This window comes from Streptomyces cyaneochromogenes, assembly GCF_003963535.1.
GTDB lineage: Bacteria > Actinomycetota > Actinomycetes > Streptomycetales > Streptomycetaceae > Streptomyces > Streptomyces shaanxiensis.
This window is the reverse complement of sequence record NZ_CP034539.1, coordinates 8817596-8842928: the sequence shown is the minus strand read 5'-3', so window position 1 is coordinate 8842928 and position 25333 is coordinate 8817596. Positions and strand designations below refer to the sequence as shown.

At 71.4% G+C, this 25333-nt stretch carries 18 protein-coding genes; 10 read left to right on the top strand and 8 right to left on the bottom strand.

The features are described from left to right. Window positions 1-14: 14 nt before the first annotated feature. The 6 genes from EJ357_RS39920 to EJ357_RS39895 all read left to right on the top strand — a co-directional run bounded on the left by EJ357_RS39920 (window position 15) and on the right by EJ357_RS39895 (window position 9299). The gene (locus EJ357_RS39920) at window positions 15-854 is read left to right on the top strand and encodes a carbohydrate ABC transporter permease (RefSeq protein ID WP_126396580.1); all 840 of its coding nucleotides are present in this window, start codon (window positions 15-17) and stop codon (window positions 852-854) included. Then, window positions 851-3781, top strand: a complete 2931-nt coding sequence (locus EJ357_RS39915; RefSeq protein ID WP_126396578.1) for a glycoside hydrolase family 2 TIM barrel-domain containing protein — start codon at window positions 851-853, stop codon at window positions 3779-3781. The genes EJ357_RS39920 and EJ357_RS39915 overlap by 4 nt, the downstream gene beginning before the upstream one ends. A 62-nt stretch (window positions 3782-3843) precedes the next feature. After that, window positions 3844-5685 carry a LamG-like jellyroll fold domain-containing protein gene (locus EJ357_RS39910; protein ID WP_126396576.1) on the top strand — a complete coding sequence of 614 codons (1842 nt, stop codon included), beginning with the start codon at window positions 3844-3846 and terminating at the stop codon, window positions 5683-5685. 16 nt (window positions 5686-5701) lie between these two features. After that, window positions 5702-7387, top strand: a complete 1686-nt coding sequence (locus tag EJ357_RS39905) for a PHP domain-containing protein (protein ID WP_126396574.1) — start codon at window positions 5702-5704, stop codon at window positions 7385-7387. Further along, window positions 7387-8235 carry a hypothetical protein gene (locus EJ357_RS39900; RefSeq protein WP_126396572.1) on the top strand — a complete coding sequence of 283 codons (849 nt, stop codon included), beginning with the start codon at window positions 7387-7389 and terminating at the stop codon, window positions 8233-8235. Before EJ357_RS39905 ends, EJ357_RS39900 begins: the two co-directional genes overlap by 1 nt. A gap of 167 nt (window positions 8236-8402) precedes the next feature. Further along, on the top strand, window positions 8403-9299 hold the full coding sequence (locus EJ357_RS39895; RefSeq protein ID WP_126396570.1) for an alpha/beta fold hydrolase: 897 nt from the start codon (window positions 8403-8405) through the stop codon (window positions 9297-9299). Between the two features lie 54 nt (window positions 9300-9353). Here the strand turns inward: EJ357_RS39895 and fxsT are convergent, their stop codons facing one another. The 8 genes from fxsT to EJ357_RS39855 form a co-directional block, all read right to left on the bottom strand. Continuing rightward, entirely contained in the window at window positions 9354-13409 is a 4056-nt protein-coding gene (gene fxsT, locus EJ357_RS39890; protein WP_126396568.1) for an FxSxx-COOH system tetratricopeptide repeat protein, read from the bottom strand. Beyond that, the gene (locus EJ357_RS39885; protein WP_126396566.1) at window positions 13396-14715 is read right to left on the bottom strand and encodes a TIR-like protein FxsC; all 1320 of its coding nucleotides are present in this window, start codon (window positions 14713-14715) and stop codon (window positions 13396-13398) included. The genes fxsT and EJ357_RS39885 overlap by 14 nt, the downstream gene beginning before the upstream one ends. A gap of 52 nt (window positions 14716-14767) precedes the next feature. Next, window positions 14768-15604 (bottom strand): aminoglycoside N(3)-acetyltransferase, encoded by an 837-nt coding sequence (locus EJ357_RS39880; protein WP_126396564.1) that lies wholly within the window; start codon window positions 15602-15604, stop codon window positions 14768-14770. Further along, entirely contained in the window at window positions 15601-17733 is a 2133-nt protein-coding gene (locus EJ357_RS39875; RefSeq protein ID WP_175647683.1) for an FxsB family cyclophane-forming radical SAM/SPASM peptide maturase, read from the bottom strand. Before EJ357_RS39875 ends, EJ357_RS39880 begins: the two co-directional genes overlap by 4 nt. Before the next feature lie 416 nt (window positions 17734-18149). Then, window positions 18150-18605, bottom strand: a complete 456-nt coding sequence (locus tag EJ357_RS39870; protein WP_126396562.1) for a MaoC family dehydratase — start codon at window positions 18603-18605, stop codon at window positions 18150-18152. An 8-nt stretch (window positions 18606-18613) separates the two neighbouring features. Continuing rightward, complete coding sequence (gene menE / locus EJ357_RS39865; protein WP_126396560.1) at window positions 18614-20116, bottom strand: o-succinylbenzoate--CoA ligase; 1503 nt, start codon at window positions 20114-20116, stop codon at window positions 18614-18616. 10 nt (window positions 20117-20126) lie between these two features. Then, window positions 20127-21014, bottom strand: a complete 888-nt coding sequence (locus EJ357_RS39860; RefSeq protein WP_175647682.1) for an amidohydrolase family protein — start codon at window positions 21012-21014, stop codon at window positions 20127-20129. After that, window positions 21014-21931: an SDR family NAD(P)-dependent oxidoreductase gene (locus EJ357_RS39855; RefSeq protein WP_126396559.1), complete on the bottom strand. Its 918-nt coding sequence runs from the start codon at window positions 21929-21931 to the stop codon at window positions 21014-21016. The genes EJ357_RS39860 and EJ357_RS39855 overlap by 1 nt, the downstream gene beginning before the upstream one ends. Window positions 21932-22137: 206 nt before the next feature. Here EJ357_RS39855 and EJ357_RS39850 point away from each other — a divergent pair, with 206 nt between their 5' ends. The 4 genes from EJ357_RS39850 (at window position 22138) to EJ357_RS39835 (ending at window position 25320) form a co-directional block, all read left to right on the top strand. Next, entirely contained in the window at window positions 22138-22563 is a 426-nt protein-coding gene (locus EJ357_RS39850; protein WP_126396557.1) for a MarR family winged helix-turn-helix transcriptional regulator, read from the top strand. Between the two features lie 10 nt (window positions 22564-22573). Then, the gene (locus EJ357_RS39845; protein WP_126396555.1) at window positions 22574-23362 is read left to right on the top strand and encodes an IclR family transcriptional regulator; all 789 of its coding nucleotides are present in this window, start codon (window positions 22574-22576) and stop codon (window positions 23360-23362) included. Window positions 23363-23461: 99 nt separating this feature from the next. Next, window positions 23462-24655 carry a sensor histidine kinase gene (locus tag EJ357_RS39840; protein WP_126396553.1) on the top strand — a complete coding sequence of 398 codons (1194 nt, stop codon included), beginning with the start codon at window positions 23462-23464 and terminating at the stop codon, window positions 24653-24655. Next, window positions 24652-25320, top strand: coding sequence for a response regulator transcription factor (locus tag EJ357_RS39835; RefSeq protein ID WP_126396551.1), 669 nt, complete (start codon window positions 24652-24654; stop codon window positions 25318-25320). Before EJ357_RS39840 ends, EJ357_RS39835 begins: the two co-directional genes overlap by 4 nt. The last annotated feature ends 13 nt before the right edge of the window (window positions 25321-25333 follow it).

Genomic DNA, 25333 nt, shown 5'->3' with positions numbered 1-25333 from the left:
GAAGGGCCCGCATCATGGCATCCATCAAGGGGTCCCGCCGCAGAGGGATCGCGCTGCACCTCCCGCTGATCATCGGCACGCTGCTCTCGGCCTTCCCGTTCTACTGGGCCGTGATCATGTCGACGCACAGCTCGACGGAGATCTTCTCGTACCCGCCGAAGCTGCTGCCGGGCACGCACTTCCTGGACAACGTCCGAGGTCTCTTCGACGCCGTCGACTTCTTCGGGTCGATGTGGAACTCGCTGCTGGTCGCGGTGTCGGTGACCTTCCTGGTCCTGCTCTTCGACTCGCTCGCCGCGTTCGTCTTCGCCAAGTTCGAGTTCCCCGGCAAGGGGCTGCTGTTCGGGCTGCTCATGCTCATCTTCATGGTGCCGGCGCAGCTGTCGGTCATCCCGCAGTTCGTCGTCATGGCGAAGATCGGCTGGATCGGCTCGATGACCGCGCTGATCGTGCCGGCCGCGGCCAACGCCTTCGGCATCTTCTGGATGCGCCAGTACATGAAGACGGCCATCCACGACGAGCTGCTCGACGCCTCCAGGCTGGACGGCGCGAACTTCCTGCGCCAGTACTGGCACGTGGCGCTGCCGGTGGTCCGCCCCGGTCTCGCCTTCCTCGGCATCTTCACCTTCATGGGTCAGTGGAACGACTTCGCCTGGCCCCTGATCGCCCTCACCAACCCGGACAACGTGACCCTCCAGGTCGCGCTCTCCCAGCTCAACGGCACCCACGGCACCACCGACTACGGCATCGTGATGACCGGCGCCCTGCTCGCCCTCATCCCGCTGCTGATCGTGTTCGCGGTCGGCGCCAAGCAGATCATCGGCGACCTCGCGAAGGGGGCCGTCCGCGGATGACGAGCGACCCGCTGCTCGCCCTTCGCCCCTGGGAGGCACCCGAGGTGACCTCCTGGGGGCGGCAGCCCATGAACGCCGTCGACCGGCGCCCCGGAGCACTCCCCCTGGACGGCGACTGGCGCTTCCAGTTGCTGTCCGCTCCGGACGCGCCGGTCGGCGGTGCCTGGTCCTCGGCCTGCGTGCCGGGTGTCTGGACCATGCAGGACGCCGACGGCCTCGACGACCTTCCGCAGTACCTCAACATCCGGATGCCGTATCCCGAGTTCCCGCCGGGCTCGCCCGCCGCCAACCCGACGGGCGTGTACGAGCGCGAGGTGGACGTCCCCGCCGAGTGGGCCGGCCGCCGGATCGTGCTCCAGGTCGGGGCCGCCGAGAGCGTGCTGCTGGTGCATGTGGACGGGCGGCCCGTCGGCATCTCCAAGGACTCCCATCTGGCCGCCGAGTTCGACCTCTCCGGCGTCGTACGCGCCGGCGGGCGCGCCACCGTACGGCTGACGGTCGTGAAGTGGTCGGACGCCTCGCACATCGAGGACCAGGACCAGTGGTGGCACGGCGGGATCACCCGCTCGGTGCTGCTGTACGCGACGGATCCGCTGCACCTCGCGGACGTGACCGTGCGCGCGGCGTACAGCGGCGAGCTGCGGGTCGACTGCCGGGTCCGGGACGCGGGCGGTGCGCTGCCCGAGGGGTGGTATCTCACCGGGGAGCTGGACGGCCGACCGCTCGACCAGGACGCCGAGTTCGACCGCGCCAACGTCGAGGACGAACGCGTCTCCGACTTCCTCGGCGAGGCCCGGCTGCTGACCACCGAGCCCGAGGTGCGCACCTGGAACGCGGAGACGCCCGAGCTGTACGACCTGACCGTCCGCCTGCACCGCGCCGACGGCACGGTCACCGACACCTCCCGGCACCGCATCGGCTTCCGGGACGTCGAGATCGTCGGCCGGGACCTGCTGGTCAACGGCGAGCGCGTGTTCATCCGGGGCGTCAACCGGCACGACTTCCATCCGCTGACCGGGCGGACGGTGTCGTACGACGACATGCGCGCCGACCTGGTCCTGCTCAAGCGCTTCGGCTTCAACGCGATCCGCACCGCCCACTACCCGAACGACCCGACCCTGTACGACCTGGCCGACGAACTCGGCTTCTACGTCGTCGACGAGGCGGACATCGAGTCCCACGACCACGCCCACGAGATCGCCGACGACCCGCGCTATCTGAACGCCTTCGTGGACCGGGTCTCGCGGATGGTGCTGCGCGACAAGAACCATCCGTCGGTCATCATCTGGTCGCTGGGCAACGAGTCCGACTACGGAGCGAACCACGACGCGGCGGCGGGCTGGGTGCGCCGACACGACCCGACGCGGCCGATCCAGTACGAGGGGGCGGCCAAGCTCGACTGGGCGGCGACGGACGACGCCTCCGACATCGCCTGCCCGATGTACGCGCCGCTGGAGGACTGCGTCGCCCACGCCCTGTCGGGCAGGCAGACGCGCCCCCTCATCCAGTGCGAGTACTCGCACGCCATGGGCAACAGCAACGGCACGCTGGCCGACCACTGGGCCGCCATCGAGGCCACCCCAGGTCTTCAGGGCGGGTTCATCTGGGAGTTCTGGGACCACGGGATTCTGCAACGCGTGAGCGACGGAAGAACGGCCGGGCGTGGGGGCGCCGGGCTCTATGACAACGGTGTCGCCGCGCCCGGGTACCGCTGGGCGTACGGCGGCGACTTCGGCGAGACGATCCACGACGGGGCGTTCATCGCGGACGGCGTGGTGTTTCCCGACCGCACGCCCAAGCCCGCGATGTACGAGCACCGGGAGATCGCGGCCCCGGTGCGTATCGAGTGCTTCCGGCACGAGGGCATCGTCCTCGCCAACCACCAGCACTTCCGCACCCTGGACTGGCTGTCCGGGGCGTGGGAGCTGGTCCTCGCGGACGGCCGGACCCTGACCGGCCCGGCCGAACTGCCCGACCTGCGCCCCGGCGAGACGGCCGCCGTACCGCTGCCCTTCGAAGTGCCGCGGGACGGCGGCGAGGCCTGGCTTACGCTGCGGGTGACGACGGCCGAGGACCAGCCGTGGGCGCCGCGCGGCACCGAGGTGTGCGTGCCGCAGATCCGGCTGCGCGGACCCGCCGAGGCCCCGGTCGTTCCCGCGGACCGGAGCGTCGAGATCGACGACGAGGGCCTCCTCGTCCACCCGCTGCTGACGCTCGCGCCCACGCTGTCGCTGTGGCGGGCGCCCACCGACAACGACGAGCTGGGCGGGATGGCACTGCGCTGGCGGACCTGGGGACTCGACGCGCTGGTGCGCAAGGTCGTGTCCGTACGGGAGGACGCGGGCCGGGTGACGGTGGAGGCGGAGTACGCGGGCACCGCCGGTGTCGTACGGCACCGGCAGGTGCTCACGGCCGTCGAGGGCGGGGTCCGGGTCGAGGAGGAGGCCGAACTGCCGGAGGCGTTCCACGACGTGGCGCGGGTCGGCACGGTCTTCGAGACGGTTCCGGGGCTCGACCTGCTGGAGTGGTTCGGGCAGGGGCCCTGGGAGTCGTACCCCGATCGCCGTGCGGGCGCGCCGGTCGGCCATCACTCGCTGCCCGTCGACGCGTTGTTCACCCCCTATCTGCGGCCCCAGGAGAGCGGCGGCCGGCACGGTGTACGGCGGTTCACTCTGTCGGCGCCGGACGCCACCGGGCTCTGCGTGGCGCTGGACGAGCCCCGTCAGGTCTCCGTGACCCGCTACCGCGCCGAGGACCTCGCGTCCGCGGCGCACCACGACGAGCTGGTCCCGAGGCCCGGCTGCGTGGTGCACGTCGACGCCGCGCACCGTGGCCTGGGCACCGCCTCCTGCGGGCCCGACACCGCACCGTCGTATCTCGTCGCACCGGGCGTCCACCGCTGGAGCTGGACCCTGCGCGTTCTCTGAACCCCTGTCGCCTCTTCTCCCCCTGTCGCCTCCTCTCCCCTGTCACCCTTCACGGAGCACACGTGTGTACTTCGCATGACCATGTCCCGGGCGGCGAGGCCGCACAGGCCGGCGCCGGACGTCGCGGTTTCCTGCGGGCCACCGCGCTGCTCGGTGCCGCCGCGACGGCCTCGGTCGCCGTCCCGGCGGTCGCCGGGGCCGCGCCCGCCGAGTCCACGGCGCCCGGCTGGCGGCCCGACTCGGACAGCCGTCGCTTCACGCTCGCCGTGATGCCGGACACCCAGTACCTCTTCGACGGGCCGAGCATCGACAAGGCGCCGGTCGAGGCGTCCCTGCGCTATCTGCTGGAGCACGGCCGCAAGGAGAACATCGTCTTCCTGTCGCACCTCGGCGACCTCACCCAGAACGGCACCCAGCCCGAAGTCGCCGCGATCAGCGAGGCGTTCCGGCTGCTGGACCGGCGGGGCGTGGGCTACAGCGTCCTCGCCGGCAACCACGACGTGAAGTCGTCGACGGACGACCAGCGCGGCGCGACGCCCTACCTGGACGCCTTCGGACCGGAGCGGTTCCAGGGGAAGAAGACGTTCGGGGGCGCCTCCCCCGACGGCTACAACAGCTTCCACCTCTTCACGGCAGCCGGACGGCAGTGGATGGTGCTCGCGCTGGACTGGCGGCTGTCGGCGAAGGGCTACGCATGGGCCGAGGACGTCCTCGCCCGGCACCCGAAGATCCCCGTGATCCTCACGACCCACGAGCTGGTCGTCGAGGACGACTCCCTGTCGGCGTACGGGCAGCAGCTGTGGGACCGGCTGATCGAGGACCACGACCAGATCTTCCTCACCCTCAACGGCCACTACTGGCCCGCCGGGCGGACGACCCGCAAGAACGCGGCGGGACATGACGTACACCTCCACCTGACGAACTATCAGAACCGGTACTTCGGCGGCGCGGCGATGATCCGCCTGTACCGCTTCGACCTCGACCGGAACGTCATCGACGTGGAGACGGTCTCCCCGTGGATCCTGGGCCGGGCCGCGAAGGGGCTCAACGAGCTGGAGCGGCAGGAGATCGAGCTGAGCGGCGACGCCGACCGGTTCTCGGTGGACATCGACTTCGCCGCCCGGTTCTCGGGCTTCGACCCGGTGCCGGCGCGTCCGGCGCGCCCCGCGTCGAGGATTCTGGTGCCGGGCACGGTGGCCTACTGGCGCTTCGACTCGGCCGTGTCCGACACGGTCCGCGATCTGTCCGGACACGGCAACGACCTCACCCTGGTGACGGTGGGCGGCGGCTCGCTGGGCTGGTCCGCGGACCACCACCCCGACCAGCCCGGCCACGGCAGCCTGGAGTTCCAGGGCTTCAAGTCCCCGCTGAAGGGCGCCTACCTGCGCACGGTCGACAAGGCCCCCCTCAACTCGGCGACCTTCGGCAACGGTTACACCATCGAGGCCTTCTACCGCCTCCCCGCCGACTGGGACCCCTCCCACCACGCCTGGTCCGGCATCATCGGCCGCACCGGCACGGGCGGCGCCGCGGGGAAGACCGCCGACGACCCGGACGAGCCGCTGGCGACCCTGTCCCTGTCGAACGACCGCGAACCGCAGTGGGCGATGCGGCCGCTCAACCAGCAGGGCATCGCCACCAACTGGGGCCAGGAGACACCGCTGGAGACCTGGTGGCACCTGGCGGTCGTCAACGACGGCAGGCACACCACGCTGTACGTCGAGGGCTGCCCGGTCGTCCGCAATCCCAGGGCGTCGGCGGTGGGCATCACCTCCGTCGGCCTGCCCTGGCTGCTCGGCGGCTACGAGTACGGCGGCAAGATCGACCAGATCCTCCACGGCCGCCTCGGCGACGTGCGGATCGTCCAACGGGCGCTGCCCGTCACCTCCTTCATGAACCACTGACCCGCAGAGGATCACCGTGACCGCGCAGCAGCTCCCCTCCTGGGCCGACCCCTCCGTATCCCCCGCCGACCTCGACGCGCAGGGCGTGTCGCGACGCGGCCTCCTGCGCCGCGCGGGCCTGTTCGGCGCCGCCTTCGCGCTGGGCTCCGCGGCCGTACCGGCAGCGGCGGCCCCGGCCCCGGCCCCGGCCGACCGGCGACTCGGCGGCGACGACCCGCGCCTGGCCTACCTCGTCGGCGACCACCACATCCACAGCGTCTACAGCCACGACGCCAAGTACACGTTCTCCCAACTGGCCGCCGCCGGCGCCAAGTACGGCCTCGACTGGATGGTGTTCACCGAGCACTCCAACTTCGGCCACGCCAAGTACGGCGCCGCGCTGGAACACGAGGAGATCCGCCGGGCCCGCGCCGAGAACCCGCGCCAGCTGATCTTCCAGGGCCTGGAGTGGTACATCCCGGCCGCCGAGCACTGCACGGTCTTCACGGCTCCGGGCGCGCACGAGGTCGACCTGCTCACGCGGTTCGAGAGCGCCTACGACGGCAAGCTGCTCGGCTACGACAAGGGCGGCGCGGCCGACGCGGACACCGCCCGCAACGAGGCCCACGCGGTCAAGGCCATCAAGTGGCTGGCCGAGCAGCGCCGCACGGGCTACGTGGACGATGTCCTCGTCCTCGCCAACCACCCCCTGCGACTCGGCATCGACTCCCCGCACGAGATGCGGGGCTGGCGGGACGCGGCTCCCGAGATCATGATCGGCATGGAGGGCGCGCCCGGCGCCCAGGGCGCGGCCATCCCCGGCCGGCGCGGCGCCACCTCGATCCGCGGCGAGTACGAGAACAAGCCGTCGGCGCAGTCCTGGCCCGGCTACCCGGCGGAGGCGTATCTGACGTACGGCGGCTTCGACTGGGCGACCGCGACGGTCGGCGGGCTGTGGGACTCGATGCTGGCGGAGGGCCGCCTGTTCTCGGTCACCACGAACTCCGACGCCCACCGCGTCGTCTTCGACACCTGGAAGAACGGCGACTGGCCGGCCGGGCAGAACTTCGACTCCACCGGCAAGCTCCCCGACCCGGTGAACACCACCGCCCCGCAGCCGGGCAGCGACTTCTGGCCGGGCCAGTTCAGCCGCACCCACGTCGGCGTCACCCGCTACGGCTACCGCGCGGTGATGGCGGGCCTGCGCGCGGGCCGCGTCTGGCTGGACCACGGGCATCTGCTCGACGGCCTCGACGTGCGGCTGGGGCGGGACTGCGACCTCGGCCGGGGCGTCACACTGGGCGGCCGGCTGCGGGTGCGCAAGGGCGAGAAGCTCACCCTCGACATCACCGTGACGACCGCCTCACGGCCCAACCCCCAGGGAATCCTGCCCGAGTTGGCGCACGTCGACGTCATCCGGGGCGCGGTGCGCGGCCCGGTGGCCGACCGGGACTCCTGGCGGGCCCCGGACACCAAGGTCGTGACGACCGAGGACGTGAGCGGCCGCAAGGGGACGTACACCCTGCGCATCCCGCTGACCGCCGGGGACGAGTCCTTCTACGTCCGGCTGCGCGGCAGCGACGGCAACCGCCACGGCGCGGGCTGTCTGGGCGCGTCGGTCGACCCGCACGGGCCGATCCCGCACGAGCCCGGGAACGGTGACCCGTGGGCGGATACGTGGTTCTATTCGAACCCGGTATTCGTCGACGTGGCAGGAGCCTGATGAGACGTCATTTCCTCACCCCCGGTTGCTTATTGGCCGCGCTCGCGCTCGGCGCGGGGACGGCGTCCGCCGCCGGTGACCCGCAGTGGGCGCAGACCGGCAGGGCGTACACGGACACGCTGGGCGGCGGGCAGGGCCTGGCGAGCCGCGCGGACGGCTCACTGCTGTACCGCGGGCTCGCCTCCATCCCGCTGGACCTGCGGATCAAGGGCTGGAACCACATCGGCGACCCGGACGTCGCCCGCGGCCACACCTTCGACGCCTACCAGGGCCCGGACACGGCCACGTCGAAGATGTTCGCGGTGACGACCCCGGCCGGGAAGCGCTACGAGTACGTCCACCGGCTCAACCCGGGCGAGAAGCTGAACAACTCCTTCGCCACCGTCTCGCCCGACGGGCAGTGGCTGGTGTCGGGCGAGTGGGGGGAGCAGAACAGACTCCAGGTCTTCCCCGCCCCCCTGCTCAACCCTTCCACCCCGCCCACGGGCGGAGACCTGAAGGAGGCCTGGCAGATCACCCTGGACAAGCCGGTGCGCGACATCCAGGGCTGCGACTTCGTGACGGACACCCGGCTGCTGTGCGCCTCGAACGACGCCACAGGGACGCTCTTCCCCCAGATCCGCCCGCTGCTCCAGGTGGACCTGGAGCGCAAGGTGGACGGTCAGCCGGTCACCGGCGCGGTGAAGAGTCTGTTCGCACTGCCGCAGCGCAGCGTGTGCACGGGCACCTTCGAGACGGAGGGCGTCGACTACGACGTGAACAGCGGCACGCTGCGGGCGCAGATGATCCCGCCGGGGGTGTGCGCGGTGACGACGGCCGTGTACTCGTACAAGCAGGGCACGGACTGAGCGAGTTCGGCCGCCGAAGCGACAAGTCGGCGTCACCCGGCGGTCATTGACCCGCCAGAAGCCGGAAACTCCCGCACATCGGGATGATCTGGGGCACGATGGGGAATTGCCGTTGCACGACCACACGGCATGCCACCGCGGGCGGGGGCCTCGAGGGGAGACCGCGCATGCTCAAAGACGTGTACACGGGGGACGGACGACGATTAGCCGTCGAGATCTCCGGTGATCCGGGCGGTTTTCCGGTGTTCCTGCTGCACGGCACACCCGGGAGCAGACTCGGCCCCGCACCCCGGCCCATGCTGCTCTACCACCAGCGGGTCCAGCTGATCACCTACGACCGCCCGGGCTACGGTTCCTCGGATCCGCTGCCCGGGCGGTCCGTCGCACACGTCGCGGCCGATGTCGCCGCCGTCGCCGACACCCTCGGTATCGAGCGGTTCGCCGTGGTCGGCCGTTCCGGCGGCGGACCGCACGCGCTGGCCTGTGCCGCCCTGCTGCCCGACCGGGTGACCCGGGTCGCGGTGCTGGTGAGCCTGGCCCCGCGCGACGCGGACGGACTCGACTGGTTCGCCGGAATGGCGGCCTCCAACGTCAACGAGTTCTCCAAGGCCCTCGCCAGCCCGGACCGGCTCGCGGCCAGCCTGCGCCTTCGGTCCGTCGCCATCCGCTCGGACCCGGTGCGGCTGCTGGCGCAGTTGCGCCGGGACCTCACCGAGTCCGATCTCAGGGTGGTCGCGGACGCCGGGGTCCGGGCCATGCTGCTGCGCAACTACCGCGAGGCACTGCGGGTGTCGGCCGACGGATGGGTGGACGACGCGCTGTCGTTCTGCAGCCCCTGGGGGTTCAATCCGGCCGACATCTTCGTGCCGGTGCTGCTGTGGCACGGGGAGCAGGACGTCTTCTCCCCGCCCAGCCACACCCGCTGGCTGGCCGCCCGCATCCCCAGCGTGACCGCCATCCTGCAGCCCGCCGCCGCGCACTTCGGGTCGCTGCGTGTGCTGCCGGACATCGTGACCTGGCTGCTGGGCGGCCGCCGGCCCGGGGTGACCGTCGACCAGCACTGACCCCGCGGCCTGTCAGCGCCTGTGAACAGACCCCGCCCGCGCCGCGACCGGCTCTCACACCGGCAGGGGTTCCAGATCCCGGTGGATCCGCTTGCCCTCGCGCACGGTCGCCGTGTGCGGATGGTCCTCGCCGAGCAGCCGGGCCAGATCGGTGCGGGCGCTCTCCTGGAGCTGTTCGGCCTCCGGGATCCGGTCCAGGGTGCGCAGGGTCACCGCCAGGTTGGCGCGCGAGACGACGGTGTCGGGGTGGCCGTGGCCGAGACCGGCCTGGAATCCGGCGACGGCCATCCGCTCGAGTTCCTCGGCCTCGCCCAGCCTGCCCAGTTCCGCCAGCACGTTGGCGAGGTTGACGGCGCAGGCGAGGCTGTACGGGTGGCGTTCGCCGAGCACCTCGCGCAGCGTGGCCAGGTTCTCCTCCAGCAGGGCCCGTGCCTTGCCCACCTCGCCGGAGCCGCGCAGGAAGATACCCAGGTTGTTGACGGCGGCCAGCGTCGCCGGGTGCCGCACGCCGGGTGCCGTCCGGTACTGGGGCACGACCTCCTCGGCCAGGGCGAGGGCCTCGTCGCGGGCTCCGGTGGCGTACAGGTCGGTGGCGTAGTTGAGGGTGCAGTCCAGGACGTCGGGGGTTGTGGTGGGGATCTCCCGGGTGCGGTAGTTCTCGCGGGTCTGGTGGGTGATGGCGCGGGCCTCGGCGACCTGTCCCGCCTTGCGCAGGGAGACGGCGAGGCTCTTGGCGGTGCGCAGGGTCTCGGGGTAGGTGTCGCCGAACAGCTCCTGATAGGCGGTGTATCCGCGGCGCAGCAGCGAGATCGAGGTGCCGTACTCGCCCACCTCCCGCAGATCGCGGCCCAGGTTGGTGGCGCTCAGCAGGGTCTCCGGGTTCGTCTCACCGAGATCGTTGCGCCACCGGTCGTAGATCTCCTGGTCGACGTCGCGTGCCTCGCCGTAGCGGCCGAGCTGGCGCAGGCAGACGGCTCGGTTGTTGTTGGCCTTGAGGGTGCGCGGGTGGTCCTCACCGAAGCTCTCCTTGAATCCGCCGTACGCCGCCGTGGCCATCTCCAGGGCCTCGGCGAACCGTCCGATGCTCCCCAGGTCGGTCGCCAGCCCGCTGGTCGTCATCAGGACGTGCGGATGGTCCGGGGCCAGCAGCCGGCGCTGCTGGGCCAGGGTGTCCGAGCCCACCCGCTCCGCCTCCACGTACTTGCCGAGGGAGCGCAGCACGTTCGCGATGTGGAAGCGCAGATAGAGGATCTGCATCCGCAGGTCCCGGGCATAGCGCTCGTGTTCCGCCAGCGCCTTGGTGTGCTCGGCGTCGGCCGTGCCGGTGCGTTCCTTGTCCGCGGCGATCCGCTTTTCCAGCTCGGCGATCTGGGTGCTGCGGGCGTTCAGCTGCACCTCCCAGGACGAGCGAAGCTCCTCGCCGAGGCTGAAGGCGACGTTGAGGTCACCGCGCTTCCAGAGGTAGCGCACCCGGTCGATGAGGAGCTGGCGGGTCTTGGGCTCGTCGCAGGTGCTCGCCTCGGAGGCCTCCAGGTGCGGCCAGATCGCGGCGAAGACCGGACGGTTCTCCGGGGCGTCGATCGGCTCCTCGCCCGAGGGCCGGGCGCCGGCCAGGATGCGGTGCACGACGTGCTGGGCGTCCAGTTGTTCCTGCGGTGTCATCTGCGCGCGGATGACGGCCTGGACCAGCCGGTGCACCTGGATCGACTCGGTGCCCCGGTCGACCTTGGCCAGCGCGAAGCGGCCGATCTCCCGGATCACCCGGCCGAGGACCATCTTCTCCTGCAGCGAGGGGTCCTTCTCGGCCAGCACGCGGATCATCTCGTCGCCGTAGAGCAGCTTCATGGAGATCGGCTCGGCCGCAAAGAAGGCGCACAGCTGCAGCAGCTGCACCGCGGCCGGGGAGCGCTCCTTGAGGCGCTCGATGGAGACGTTCCAGGTGGCCGCGACCGGTTGCGGGTAGTTGGAGGGCTGGCTGAACGACAGGACGAGTTCGGCCTGTTGGTCCAGTTCCGCCAGATAGGTGTCGACGGGGGTGCCGGTCTCGGCGAGCCAGGCGCCGGCCTGGTCGAGGGCGAGGGGCAGGTCGCCGACGGCCGCGGCGACCCGGTCGGCGTCCTCGACGCTGAGGTCGGCGGCCCGGCGCAGCAGGTGCTCGATGCTCTCCTCGCGCAGGAAGGGGTCGACCTCGATGGTCTCCCCGTGCTGGGACCAGCCCTGGTTGCGGGAGGTGACCAGGATGTGGCCGTTGCCGCCGGGGAAGTGCCGGCTGACCTCCTGCGGTTCGTCGGCGTTGTCGAAGACCAGCAGCCAGCGCAGCGTGGAGCCGGACTGGCGCAGATGGTCCCGCACCTCCTGCGCGGCCTGCGCCGCCTCGTCGCCGACCCGCAGGCCGAGGCGGCCGCCGAGTTCGGCGAGGGAGGAGATGACGAGCTCGTTCTGCTCGGAGGGGATCCACCACACCAGGTCGTAGTCGGCGGCGAACCGGTGCACGTACTCCAGCGCGATCTGGGTCTTGCCGACCCCGCCGAGGCCGTAGAGGGCGTACGGCGCCGGGGAGACGCCGGTGGTGCTGGAGCCGAGGCTGTCGCGCAGCCTCTCCAGCAGGGCGCTGCGGCCGGTGAAGGAGGCGTTGCGGGGCGAGACGTTCCAGAACTTGGGCGCGGTGCCCGGGAAGCGGGCCTCGGTGGGCGGCCCGTCGGCCTGACGCTCGGCGGGCAGGGCGGGCTTGCCGAGGGCGCGCAGCAGCGCTCCGGTGGCCTGTGTCTCGTCCAGCCGCACCAGGTCCACCGGCGCCCACTCGCTGAACGTCGGCGCCGGACGGATGTCCCCCACCCGGACCGGGACGACCTGGCGCCGGCCGGAGGGATCGCCCCCGGTCGCGGCCTCCCACACCTGGCGGGCACGCGCCGAGCGCTGGTAGGCCGGGGAGAGCACGACCACCGTGCGGTCGGCCGGCTTCTCGGCCCCGTCGCTCTCGCAGCCGACGTACTTCAGCACCACCCGGAAGCCGGCCCGGGTGAGCAGCGCGGCGATCCAATCGGCCCACATCCGGTCCTCGGACACATAGCTGAGGTGCAGGTCGGCCGGGAGCGCCGAACGGCTGCGGGTGAACGCCTTCTTGATGGCGAGGCGCACCTCCTCGTCCATGCGCGGCAGCGCGGTGACGGCCTGGTCGGTGATGACGCCGGTGAGCCGTTCGAAGGCCGCGAGCAGCGAGCCGGCGTTTCCCGCCTCGTCACCGAAGGTGGCCAGGGTCTCCTCGTAGGCGTAGTAGGGCCGGTACGGGATCTCCACCGAGCCCCAGTAGCCGGTGAGCTGGGTCTCGGTCATGCCGGAGGGGAACCGGTCGAACTTGGCCCGGGCGAGGGAGCGTCCCGCGTCGGCCTTCTCCTTCTCGCCCTCGTCGATGCGCATCGGCACGGGCAGGATGCGGATACGGCGGCTGCGGAAGCGTTCGTCGATGTGGTGGGCGACCGCGGCGGCCCCGTCGATGCTCTGGCCGCTGAGGGTGAAGCAGTCGACGAGGATGTCGGGCAGATGGGCGGTGCAGATGTCGGCGATGTCGGAGAGACCGGTGCGGCTGTCGATGAGGACGTAGTCGTAGTGGTGCCGCATGTCGTCGCGTAACGCGTCGAAGAACAGCCCGCCGCCGAGGTGTTCGTAGAAGTTGTCCCAGTCGAAGGTGGAGACGATCGCCGAGTAGTCACGGTTCTGCCGGCCGGCGGAGACGAGGTCGAGGGTGCCCGGCTCGGGGAACGGCCAGTCCAGGGAGACCGCGTGGCGCTGGATGCGGGCGTACTGGCGGTGCCAGTCCGGGGGCCGGTGCTCGGTCTCCGTGGCGTCGGCCGAGGCCGCCCAGGCGTAGTCGGTGAGCAGGTCGATGACGCCGGTGGTGGCGCCGACCGTCGCCGGGTCGAGGAACGGGTGGAAGAAGCGGTGCAGGCCGGGCGCCTCCAGGTCCCAGTCCACGGCGAGGACACGCTTGCCGTTGGCGGCGAGGATCCAGGCGGTGTTGGCGAGGGCCATGGTCCGGCCGGTGCCGCCCTTGTACGAGTAGAACGTCACGACCCGGCCGTCGCGGCCGGCCCGTCCGTCAAGGCTGCTCATCGCGGTCTTCCTCCTCGGCATGCGGGCGATGCACCGGTGACAGGTTGTCGTCGTGCCCGGCGATGCTCAGCCGGAAGCGGGGGGTGGCCCTGCCCGGCGGCGGCTGCGCGGGGGCTTGCTTGAGGTGCTGGGCCGCTGCCCACTGCACGACACGTGGCAGCAGCGCGTCGAAGGACTCGTGGTCGGGGATGCCGCGGACGGCGGGCCGGCACGCCTGCTCCCCCTGGCTGACGGTGCGCGGCAGGGTCGCCGCCGTCTCGGCGGTCAGCGCCTGTTTGGCGTCCTCGCTGTCGGGGTCGTCGTCGTTCCAGGGCACCATGAGGCCGGTCGCCGGGCGATGGGTGGCGTCGAACTTGCTGAGGCGGGTGCGCTGTTCGGGGTCGCGCAGCAGCCAGCGGTCGAGCAGCATGACCTCCGGGCCGGCGACGGCCGCCGATCCTCCCGCGGAGGGGGTACCCCCGGCCTCGCTGTGCCAGGTGTCGAAGGCCTGGAGGTCGGGCCGGAACCCGTTGCGTTCGGCGATCGCGGCGGCCATCTCGGCCAGGGGCCTGGGGCATTCGGGCCGGAAGGGGTTCCAGTCGAGCGCCGAGGGGCCGTAGTAGTCGGGGCTGCGTCCCTCGGGCAGCCGGTCCAGGGAGCCCGCGGCCACGGTGATGCGCAGCACGCGCCCGGTGCGCAGGGTCGCGAAGGTGTCGTGCACGGCGTCCCAGGCGGGGGTCTCCCCCGGCTCGACGACCACGCTCCTGCCGACCTCGATGATGCGCCGGGCCAGTTCGAACACGGCTCGCTGGTAGTGGCGGCGTTGGCTGCTCAGCTTCATCAGGCCGTAGAACCCGTAGTCCCGGTACCGGTCGCCGAGTTCGGGGTGCCTGTACTGGATGTCCTTGACGGTCTCGGGGAGTTGGTGGTCCTCGATCGGCGCCCAGAGGGCCGGCACGATCGCGCCCGGTGTGCCCCGGCGCCCCTCGGTCCGATACCGCGCGGCCCGGTTCGCGAAGATCGTCCACTCCTTGCCGCACCAGGAGCTGTTGAAGTAGCGCGGCGAGTACAGGGGCACGAACACCCGGCAGGCGGCGAGCGCGTCCCCCAGCTCGGTCGTCCACAGCTGGCCCGCGCGCATCGAGCGGTCCATGTATCCGGACGCGCCGAGCGGCACGGCGGTCAGCTGCCGGATGTCCTCGCACAGATCGCGGAAGAGCCGGTGCACCCACACGTCCGGATCACTCTCGTCGGTCTCGTCCCGGGGAGTGTGGGCGTAGCTGAGAAAGAAGTACGGGGCGGTCGCGTCCGCCCGTAACGGCGCCATCGGCTGCACATGGTCCCCCGATCCCGCTCCGTCCCCCTGGGAGCGTGGACACTCAGTGTAGGAAGCCGGGCGCTTTTTGTAGCCGCTTCGTCAGGTGTGGGCTGGGGCGATTTCCGGCCAGCCATCCGACCGCGAAGTCCACCGCCGCCCGCAGCGGCAACGACCGCACCCGGGCCGACCCGAGCCGCCCGTGCCGCACGCCGGGCACGGGCAGGGCGGCGTCGTGCGCCTCGTACGCGGCACCGAGGGCGCCGAAGTCGCCGTCGTTCAGGTCGACGTCCTTGTACGACATCCAGTGGCGCAGTCCGTCCCGCAGGACGACGCAGCGGTACTCCCGCCAGGGCGGGTCGGCGACGCGGTACTCGGCGAGGTGGAAGGCGCTGCACACCTCGTAGCCGACACCGATCAGCAGCACCCGCGCGTCCGCGGCGTACAGGCGGGCGAGCGGCGACTCCTCCCCCAGGTGGCATTCCTCGTCGTGGTCCGCCATCAGCTCCGCGGCCCGGGCGCCGACGGCAGCGAAGGACGTCTGCGGATGCCTGCTGCGCACCGCGTCCGGGGCGCGCCGCACGGCCTCGGCCAGCCGCCCCATGCCCTGCGAGGGCGTGCGCAGGCGGTCGAAGGGCGGCATCTCCTCGTGGTAGTCCGATAACTGACTGTCCGTCATGCCCTGTGTGTGGCTGCGGTATTCCGGTGAGGTGTCGGAGTTCCCGGCGGTGAACGTCGGGACCACCAGCGTGCCTCCCGGTCCGAGCCCGTCGACCAGCACACGCCGCACGACGTCGGCGGTCACACCGACCCGGCGCAGGGAGGCGTGCACCAGCAAGGTCTCTCCGGCTCGTACGCCCAGGGCGTCGAGATCGCGCACCGAGAGCCGGACCGCCGTCATACGCCGCCCCGCCGCACACCGTCGACGAAACGCCGTCCGAGCGCGGTCAGTGAGGGGGCGGCGGCCAGCTCGTCCAGCCGGGCGCGGGTACGCCGCGCCGCTTCGGGGTCGGGCCGCAGCAGGTCGGTCGCCGCGCGGGCGTAGACGTCGGCGAGCAGTTCGCCGACGCGGGTGTCGCTCTCGTCGTAGAGCTCACACAGGTCGAGCAGGGCGTCGAGGGCGCCGAGCCGGAAGCCCCGTACCAGTTCGCTCGCGAGGTGTACCGGGTCGGTGGTCGGGGCGGCCCCCAGCGCCGCGAATCCGGCACCGGCAGCGGTGGGTAGGGGATCGGCCGAGCCGACGAGCGGGGTGATCACACGGACACCGGCGGCCATCGCCTCGGCCGTGCGCGGCAGCGCCCTGCGGATCAACGCCCATGCCTGGGGCAGCACATGCCGCCACTGTGCGACCTCGGCGTCCGTCAGCCGCCCCCGGACAGGCCGGTCGAAGCAGTCGCGGTACGGATCGATGTCGTCCAGCGCCACCTCCAGCCCGTCGGCTCGCAGCCACCGCAGGCGCTCCCATCCGGGGCCGTCGATCCGATCGGGCGTCAGATCGACCGTGGGCGCCGTGGTTTCGGTGCGCAGCCGCCCCAGCCCGGGAAGGTGGGCGTAGCCGTCGCGCACCGGCACCGTGATGCGGTCGAGGGCACCGGCGGGCAGCGCGGCAGCGGCCAGGAGCGCGGCGAGATGGCCGGCCGGCGCCGCGCCGTCGAGGCAGCGCACGGCCCAGACACGGGTGTACGGGTGGGACAGCAGCGCCGCCACCGGAGCGCTGCCCCGTCGGCCGAGTTCGAGCGCCGTGCGCCATGCGGAGGCCCACAGTTCGGCGTCGTCGCCCGGTTCCTGGTCGATGAGGGCCAGCAGCTCACGGGTGACCGCCTGCCTCGCCCCCGCCAGCTCCCGTACGGCCGTGCCGTCGTCGGTGCCGTCGGCCAGGGCGTCGAATCCCTCGACCGGTCGGCCCGCTCCGGCTCCGGTGCGGGCGTCGATGGACCGGATGAGCGCTTCGAGGTCCGTGCAGTAGACCGACGGATTGTCGAAGTCCGTGCCGTCCCCGCGATACCGGTGTGCGTACAGCCCGCCCCCGCAGGAGCGCACGACCGGGCAGGACCGGCAGGTCTCGCTCAGCCCGGCCAGCCCCTGTTGACGGGCCGTGATGCCGGGATGCAGAGCCACCTCGTCGAGGGAGTGGCGGAAGACGTCCTCGCCGGTGCCCGGTGCGCCGTCGAAGGCGGTCTTGAGCGAGTCCGCCTGCTCGAAGGTGCCGTCGGTCTCGACCACCACGACATCGGCCGGCGCGAGCCCCATGCTCTCGGTCAGGCTCGGGCCGCCGCCCAGGGTGCTGATGACCGAGTCGAACAGCCGCACCGGCATCGGCCGTCCCTGTGCGTCCCAGCGGTCGTAGACGGCCATCAGCCAGTCGGCGTACGGCGTACCGGCGCCGTCGGGGCGCAGGGGCGGGTCGTCCCAGGTGGCGTGCGGCAGAAGGAAGTCGATGCGCGGCGGGTCCTCGGCGGCCAGCGCGTCGTAGGCGGCGACGGGGTCGTTGCGCACGTCGATGGTGCAGAGCAGGCCCGCGTACAGATGGCGGTAGCTTTCCTGCCGGAGAAGTGAGAGCGCCGCGAGCACTCTGTCGTGGCTGCTGCGGCCGTCGGAATAACGGCGGTGCAGGTCATTGGCGGCCCGGTCGCCGTCCAGGGAAATACCCACCCGGACGTCGAATTCGGCGAAAAGGTCGAGGAATCTGCGGCTGAGCTGAATTCCGTTGGTGTGAATGCGTAAGTCGAGCCGGGAAACCCCGTCCAGATGGGTACGCAGTTCTTCGCAGATTCGGCGTAACCGCGCCGGGCCGGCCAGCAAAGGCTCACCTCCGTGCAGGATGACCTGCACGGAGGGCAGTGCGTGAGCCTTGGCGTGTTCCGCCAGACGCAGCGCCGTCCAGGAAACGACCTCGTCGGAGATCACTTTGGGCCGGGAGGACCAACTCTGGTCGGCGTGCTCGTACACGTAGCAGTGATCACATGCCAGGTCGCACCGGCTGTGCACCTTGAGTACGAGTTGTCGAAGCGGAACCAGCGGGCTAGTCATTCTGGGAGACTCGATGTCATCCAACCGACGACGAGAAGGTGATCCCGTCCGTCCTACGGTTCTGCGTGGCGGAAAGAGCGCGGCGCCGTGCTCGGGCGTACTTCGGTTCACTCGGGGCGTCGAGTCGCGTCGCGGCAGCGTGGGTGTCGACGACGGCCGTCGACCGCGCAGTGGTTCTTGCTCGCTTGATCACAGTGTCCCCTGGTCAGGAGAGTGGAAGGGTGAGGTTCATCGACCCTGCGCCGCGCGGCGGAGAGCCTGGTCCGCAAACCGTATCGCCTACCGGGGCGTAGCGACCCTAGGGGAAGCCTACGAGTCGGGACATTCCGCAGGTCAACGACCGAGGGACGCCGAGTGTGAACTTTACGCTGCTCAGGTGACTTACCTCACACGCCCCATCCGCACCGCGCTCGGGGTCAGGCGTAGAACCGCGAGAGGCTCTGCAGCACCGCCGCCGGCTTCGCCCCGCCGTCGATCTCGACGGTGCCGTCGACCGTGATCTGCACCCCGCCCGGCACCTCCTCGACCTCCGCCAGCTTCCCGACCAGCCGTATGCGCGAGCCGACCTTGACCGGGGAGGGGAACCGCACCTTGTTGAGGCCGTAGTTCACCTTCGTGGTGACGCCCTGGACGTCGAGCAGTTCGGTGAACAAGGGGATGAAGAGGGAGAGGGTGAGGTAGCCGTGGGCGATGGGGGCGCCGAAAGGGCCCTCGGCCGCCTTCTCGGGGTCGACGTGAATCCACTGGTGGTCGCCCGTGGCGTCGGCGAACGTGTTGATGCGCTCCTGGGTGATCTCGATCCACTCACTGGTGCCGAGGTCGCTGCCCGCGAGCTTCTTCAGTTCGTCGAGGCCGTTCACGGTGATGCTCATGCGATTCCTTACTGGTTGCCGTACCGGTTACGGACACGGGATTTGAGGAGTTTTCCGGAGGCGGTGCGCGGGAGTTCGTCCGCGAGCACCACCGATTTCGGGATTTTGTATTTGGCGAGCCGGCCGGCGAGGGAAGCGAGGAGTTCGTCGGGGTCGAGCGAGGCGCCCTCGCGCGGCACGACGACCGCGCGCGGCACCTCGCCCCACTTGTCGTCCGGCACCCCGATCACCGCGCACTCGACGATGTCCGGGTGGGCGAGGAGCAGGTCCTCGATCTCGGCGGGGTAGATGTTCTCGCCGCCGCTGATGATCATGTCCTTGATGCGGTCGACGACGAAGACATAGCCGTCCTCGTCGACGCGTGCCGCGTCCCCGCTGCGGAACCAGCCGTCCGCGAAGGAGGCGGCCGTCTCCTCGGGCAGCCCCCAGTAGCCGGGCATGACATGCGGGCCGCGCACCACGACCTCGCCGGTCTCCCCGACGTCGACCGGCACCATGTCCGGCCGTACCACCCGTACGTCGCTGAAGAAGTGCGGTACGCCCGCCGAACCGGCCTTGGTGACCGCGTGTTCGGCGTCCAGGAACAGGGTCCCGGGCGCGGCCTCGGTCATGCCGTAGCCCTGAAGGAACGTCAGTCCCCGTTCCTGGTAGGCGGCGATGAGCGGGGTCGGCACCGGGGAACCGCCGCAGGTCAGGATGCGCAGCGACGACAGGTCGGCGTCAGGCCAGCGGGGGTGCCTGGCCACCTGGTCGAACATGGTCGGGACGCCGAACATGAAGGTGATCCGGTGCCGTTCGATCAGGTCGAGGGTGGCGTCCGGGTCGAAGGCCTCGACCAGGACGCAGGTGCCGCCCTTGAGCAGGACCGGCAGCGTCAGCATGTTCAGGCCCGCCGTGTGGAACAACGGGGCCGAGACCAGGGCGCGTTCGTCGGCGATCAGGTCGGTGTCGACCAGGACGTTGAGCGCGTTCCAGATGATGTTGCCGTGGGTGAGCATCGCGCCCTTGGGGCGGCCGGTCGTGCCCGAGGTGTACATGATGATGCAGGTGTCGTCCGGCGTGACCGGTGCGTCGATGGGCTCCCCGGAGGCCGACGCCAGCGCCGCCTCGTATTCCGCGCCGACCTCGACGTACGTACGCACGTCGGTGCTGCCCGGAAGTCCCGCGACGAGTCCGGCGTGTGACGGGCCGTAGACGAGGGCCTTGGCGCCGGAGTCGGCGAGCTGGTAGGCGATCTCGGGGCCGGCCAGGCGGGTGTTGAGCGGGACGAAGACCGCGCCGAGCGTGCCGGCCGCGAACAGGGCCTCCAGGTAGGAGGGGTGATTGGGGCCCAGGTAGGCGATGCGGTCGCCGCGCCTTACGCCCCTCTCGCGCAGGGCGTGGGCGAGGCGGGTGGTGCGGTCGTGCAGCTGTGCGTAGGTGTAGGCGGTGTCGCCATGGAGCAGGGCGGTGCGATGGGGGGTCTTGCGGGCCCGGCGTGCGGGCCACGACCCCAGTCCCTCGTTGCGCATGTCGCGCCCCTTACGGTTTCGTCAGCCCGAGCAGGCGGGCGGCGTTCTCCTTGAGGATCTTCGGCCTGACCTCGTCCTTGATCGACAGCCTCTCGAAGTCGGCGAGCCAGCGGTCGGGGGTGAGGACGGGGAAGTCGGAACCGAAGAGGACCTTCTCCTTCAGCAGGGTGTTGGCGTACTGCACCAGCTGCGGCGGGAAGTACTTCGGCGACCAGCCGGACAGGTCGATGTGCACGCCCGGCTTGTGGGTGGCGACGGCGAGGGCCTCGTCCTGCCAGGGGAAGGACGGGTGGGCGAGGATGATCTTCAGGTGGGGGAAGTCGGCCGCCACGTCGTCCACGTGGAGCGGGTTCGAGTACTTCAGGCGGATGCCGCCCCCGCCGGGCACCCCGGCGCCGATGCCCGTCTGCCCCGTGTGGAAGAGGGCGATCGTGCCCGTCTCCTCGATCACCTCGTAGAGGTCGTACGCCACCGAGCGGTCGTTGGGAAAGAAGCCCTGGATGCTGGGGTGGAACTTGAAGCCCTTCACCCCGTACTCCTCGACCAGACGGCGGGCCTGCTTGACGCCCGCCTTCCCCCGGAAGGGATCGATGGAGGCGAAGGGGATCAGCACGTCGGCGTTGGCGGCGGCCGCCTCGGCGACCTCCTCGTTCGGGACCGGCGCGGTGCCCGTCGCGGACTCGGCGTCGACCGTGAAGATGACGGCGGCCATCTTGCGCTCGCGGTAGTAGGCGGCGGTCTCCTCAAGGGTCGGCTTCCGCTTGCCCTCGACCTTGAAGTAGGCGGAGGAGGCGTCGTGCAGGTCGTCGTCCAGGGAGGAGTGGCCCTTGGAGGAGACCTCCGCGTGGGTGTGGACGTCGATCGCGACCAGTTCGTCCACGTTCAGCGAGAGGTCCATCACGCCTCCGGGAACTTGGGCGCCGGAATGCCGACCGACTGGAGTTCGGCGCCGACCGAGGTCGGCCAGACGTCGGCCAGCGTGCCGGGGGTCCAGCCGCCGTCGGCGTAGGCCGCCGCGATCTCCTGCGGATGCGACCAGAGTGCCACCTTGTCGCCGCCGATGCCGATGGCCTGGCCGGTGACGCCCCGGGCGGCCTCGGAGGCGAGGAAGGGAATCAGGGCCGCGCAGTCCTCGGGGGTGCCGAAGCCCTCGCCCTTGCGCAGGAAGTCCGGGAAGGGCTGCCCGTTCTTCAGGGCCTCGACGTACGGGGCGAAGGCCGGGATGGTCTCGGTCATCGCGGTCGCGGCGACCGGCACGATCGCGTTGACGGTGATGCCCGCGCGGCCCAGCTCCATCGACCAGGTACGGGCGAAGGCGGCGATGCCGGCCTTGGCGGCGGCGTAGTTCGTCTGCCCGAAGTTGCCGCGCTGGCCGGCCGGGGAGCCGACCAGGATCAGGGTGCCGCCCTCGCCCTGTTCGCGCATGCGGACGGCGGCGGCGCGGGCGCAGGTGAAGGTGCCCTTGAGGTGGGTCGTGATCACCGCGTCGAAGTCGTCGTCGGTCATCTTCCACAGGACCTTGTCGCGCAGGATGCCCGCGTTGGTCACCAGGACGTCGAGCCGCCCGAACTCCTCGACGGCGCGGCCGACCAGCCGGTCCGCGGCCTCGGTGGTGCCGACCGGGACGACCTCGGCGACGGCCTTGCCGCCGGCCTCGGTGATGGTCTTCACGGCCGCGTCGGCCACGGCCTCGTCGATGTCGTTGACGACCACGGCGGCGCCATGGGCGGCCAGGGCCTGCGCGTAGGCGAGGCCGAGGCCCCGGCCACTGCCGGTGACGACGGCGACCTTGCCGGTGAGATCGATGCTGGGCACGAGCGGGTCCCTTCGGTGGGGGTGCGGCTTCGAGATCGAAGGTAAGAACAATAGTTGTCGACGTCAATAGTTGTTGTCGACCCGTCCTTGCGTCATGCTGGGTCCCGTACGTACGCACCGCCCCACCCGGGGCCTCGACCAGGGAGCCCGCCATCACCAGCCGGCAGACCACGAACCCCGCACCGATCGACTCGAGCGAGCCGTGGATGCGCGGACTGCACGCGGACACGGGCTATCTGCTGTACCGCCTCGGCCTGCGCTCCGGTCAGCTGTTCAACTCCTTCCTCCAGGAGTCGGGCCTGCGCCTGCGCCACTACGCGCTGCTGCGCTTCCTCGCCACGTCCCCGGGCGCGCTCCAGCGCGAGCTGAGCGCGTCGCTCGGCTACGACCCGAGCGCGATCGTCGGCCTGGTCGACGACCTGGAGAAACTGGGCTTCGCCGAGCGGCGCCCCTCCCCCGACGACCGCCGCAGCCGGATCGTCGTCCTGACCGACGGGGGCCGGGCCTTCCTGCGGGACACCGACGAGGCCGGGCAGCGCGTGACCAACGAGCTGGTCCAGCCGCTCGACGCCGCCGAGCGCGAGCAGCTGCACACCTTGCTGCGGAAAGTCACCGAGTCCGGGCTGGGGTGAGGGGACGCCGATGACCGCCGACGCCGTGCCCTCCCTGACGGCCAAGGGGAGGCGTTCCGCGCCCGACCGGCTGCTGGCGGTGTTCGCCGCCTTCGACCTCGAGCATCCGGCGCTCAGCCTGACCGACATCAGCCGGCGGGCCGGGCTGACCCTGACCACCGCGCACCGGCTCGTGACCGCGCTGACCGAGTGGGGCGCCCTGGAGCGGGACGACTCCGGCCTCTACCACGTGGGGCTGCGGCTGTGGGAGGTGGCCGCGCTGGCCCCGCGCGGGCTGGCGCTGCGGCAGATCGCGCTGCCGTATCTGGAGGACCTGTACGAAGCGACGCATGAAAACGTCCAGTTGGCGGTCCAGGACGGTCCCGAGGTCGTCTACATCGAGTGGCTGTCGGGGCGGTCGGCGGTCGGCGTGCACATCCGGGTCGGGGCGCGCTGGCCGCTGCACGCCACCGGGGTGGGGCTCGCGCTGCTCGCGCACAGCGCCCCGGAGTTCCAGGAGGAGTACTGCGCCGCGCCGCTCGCCTCCTTCACGCCGTACACGGTCACCGAACCGGCCCGGCTGCGCCGCGTGCTGGCCGACGTACGCCGCACGGGGGTGGCGGTGAGCAGCCGCCAGGTCACCGACGACGCGCTGTCGGTCGCCGCACCGGTGCGCGGCCCGGGCGGGTCGGTCGTCGCCGCCGTGTCCGTGGTCGTACCGCAGACCGACGCACAGGTGCCGGTGCTGGTGCCGGCGGTGCGGCTCGCGGCGCGCGGGATCTCGCGGGGGCTGGGGTGGCAGCCGGAGAAGGGGGCGTAGGGGACCTCGCGGCGGGCCGCTGATATCCCTCTCGCCGGTGAGGACGGGGCGCGAGGTCCCTCGCGATACTGAAAGGGCCCTTGCCCCGAGGAGCCGCCCGTGTCCGCTCGTTCCTGGATCTCCCCCGTAGCCGAGCGCCTGCGCACCGCCAACCCGTACGTCGTCGACTCGGCGCTCGCCGCACTCGTGCTGTTCGCCGTCTCCCTGCAGTGGATCTTCCCCGACGAGGGCGACGACCGGCTGACCTGGCAGGGCTGGCTGATCGGCGCGGCCACCGCGGTGCCGCTGGTGTGGCGCCGGCGGGCGCCGTTCGCGACCGCGTGTGCCGTGTCGGTGGCCACCCCGGCGCAGGCCGTCTACCACGCGCCGCCACCGGACGTGATGTACGGCGGCATCGTCGTCCTGTACACGATGGCCGCCCTGGGCAGGCCCTGGCACCGCCGGCTGATGCTGGTGGGCTGGCTGCTCGGGGTCTCGCTCACGATGATGCACAAGGAGGACCCGCAGCCGTTCGAATACGCCTTCCATCTGCTGAGCGTGGTCTGCGCGTACGGCTTCGGCGTGCTCGCCCGGGTGCAGCGGGCCTACACCGCCGAGCTGGAGGACCGGGCCCGGCGCCTGGAGCGGGAGCGGGCCGCCGACACCGCGCGGGCCATCGCCCAGGAGCGCTCCCGGATCGCCCGGGACATGCACGACGTCCTCGCGCACGCGGTGAGCCTCATGGTGGTGCAGGCCGAGGCCGGGCCGGTCGTGGTGCGCAGCGACCCGGCGCGTGCGGAGGCGGCGTTCGACGCGATCGCGACGGCGGGGCGGGACGCGATGGCGCAGCTGCGCCGGATCCTCGGCGTGCTCAAGGACCCGCAGGCGGGTGGCGGCCCATGGCGGTTGCCGCAGCCGGGCGTGGCCGAGCTGCCCGGCCTGGTCCGCCAGGTCGCCGAGTCCACCGGGCTGCGCGTGGAGCTGCGCACCTGCGGCACGCCCCGCCCGCTGCCCCCGGACACCGAGGTCGCCGCCTTCCGCGTGGTGCAGGAGGCCCTCACCAACACCGTCAAACACGCGTACGCTGCCTCCGCGATCGTCGAACTCGACTGGGCGGAGGACCAATTGACCCTGACGGTCACCGACGACGGACGGGGGCCGACGGCCGGCCACGGCGGGCACGGTCTGATCGGCATCCGGGAACGCGCCGCCGCCTGCGGGGGCAGCGCACACACCGGGCGCGGGCCGGAGGGCGGCTTCCGGGTCGTCGTACGGCTTCCCGCGACCCTCGACCGGCAGGCGGCCCTGGGATGAGCATCCGGGTGGTCGTCGCCGACGACCAGGAACTGGTACGCGCGGGCTTCAGCATGATCCTCGAGGCACAGCAGGACATCGAGGTGGTCGCCGAGGCCGGGGACGGCGCCGAAGCGGTCGCCGCGGTGCGGCGGCACACGCCCGACGTGCTGCTCCTGGACATCCGTATGCCGGTCATGGACGGACTGGACGCGGCCCGGCGGGTGTGCGGGCAGTCCAGCTGCAAGGTGGTCATGCTGACCACGTTCGACCTGGACGAGTACGTGTACGAGGCGCTGTGCGCGGGCGCCAGCGGCTTCCTGCTGAAGGACGTACGGCGCGACGATCTCGTGCACGCGGTGCGGGTCGTCGCCGCCGGGGACTCGCTGCTCGCACCCACGGTGACCCGGCGGCTGGTCGCGGACATCGTGCGGCGCCGCCGCGAGGAGGCCGCGGCGGAGGTCACCCCGCAGCGCCTGGACGTCCTGACCGCGCGCGAGGTGGAGACCCTGCGGCTGCTGGCCCGCGGGCTGTCCAACGCGGAGATCGCCACGACCCTGTTCGTCAGCGAGCACACGGTGAAGACCCATGTCAGCAACGTGCTCGGCAAGCTCGCTCTCAGGGACCGGGTGCAGGCGGTGATCTGCGCCTACGAGACGGGGCTCGTGACGCCGGGATCCCCCTAGCGAGGGAGATCGC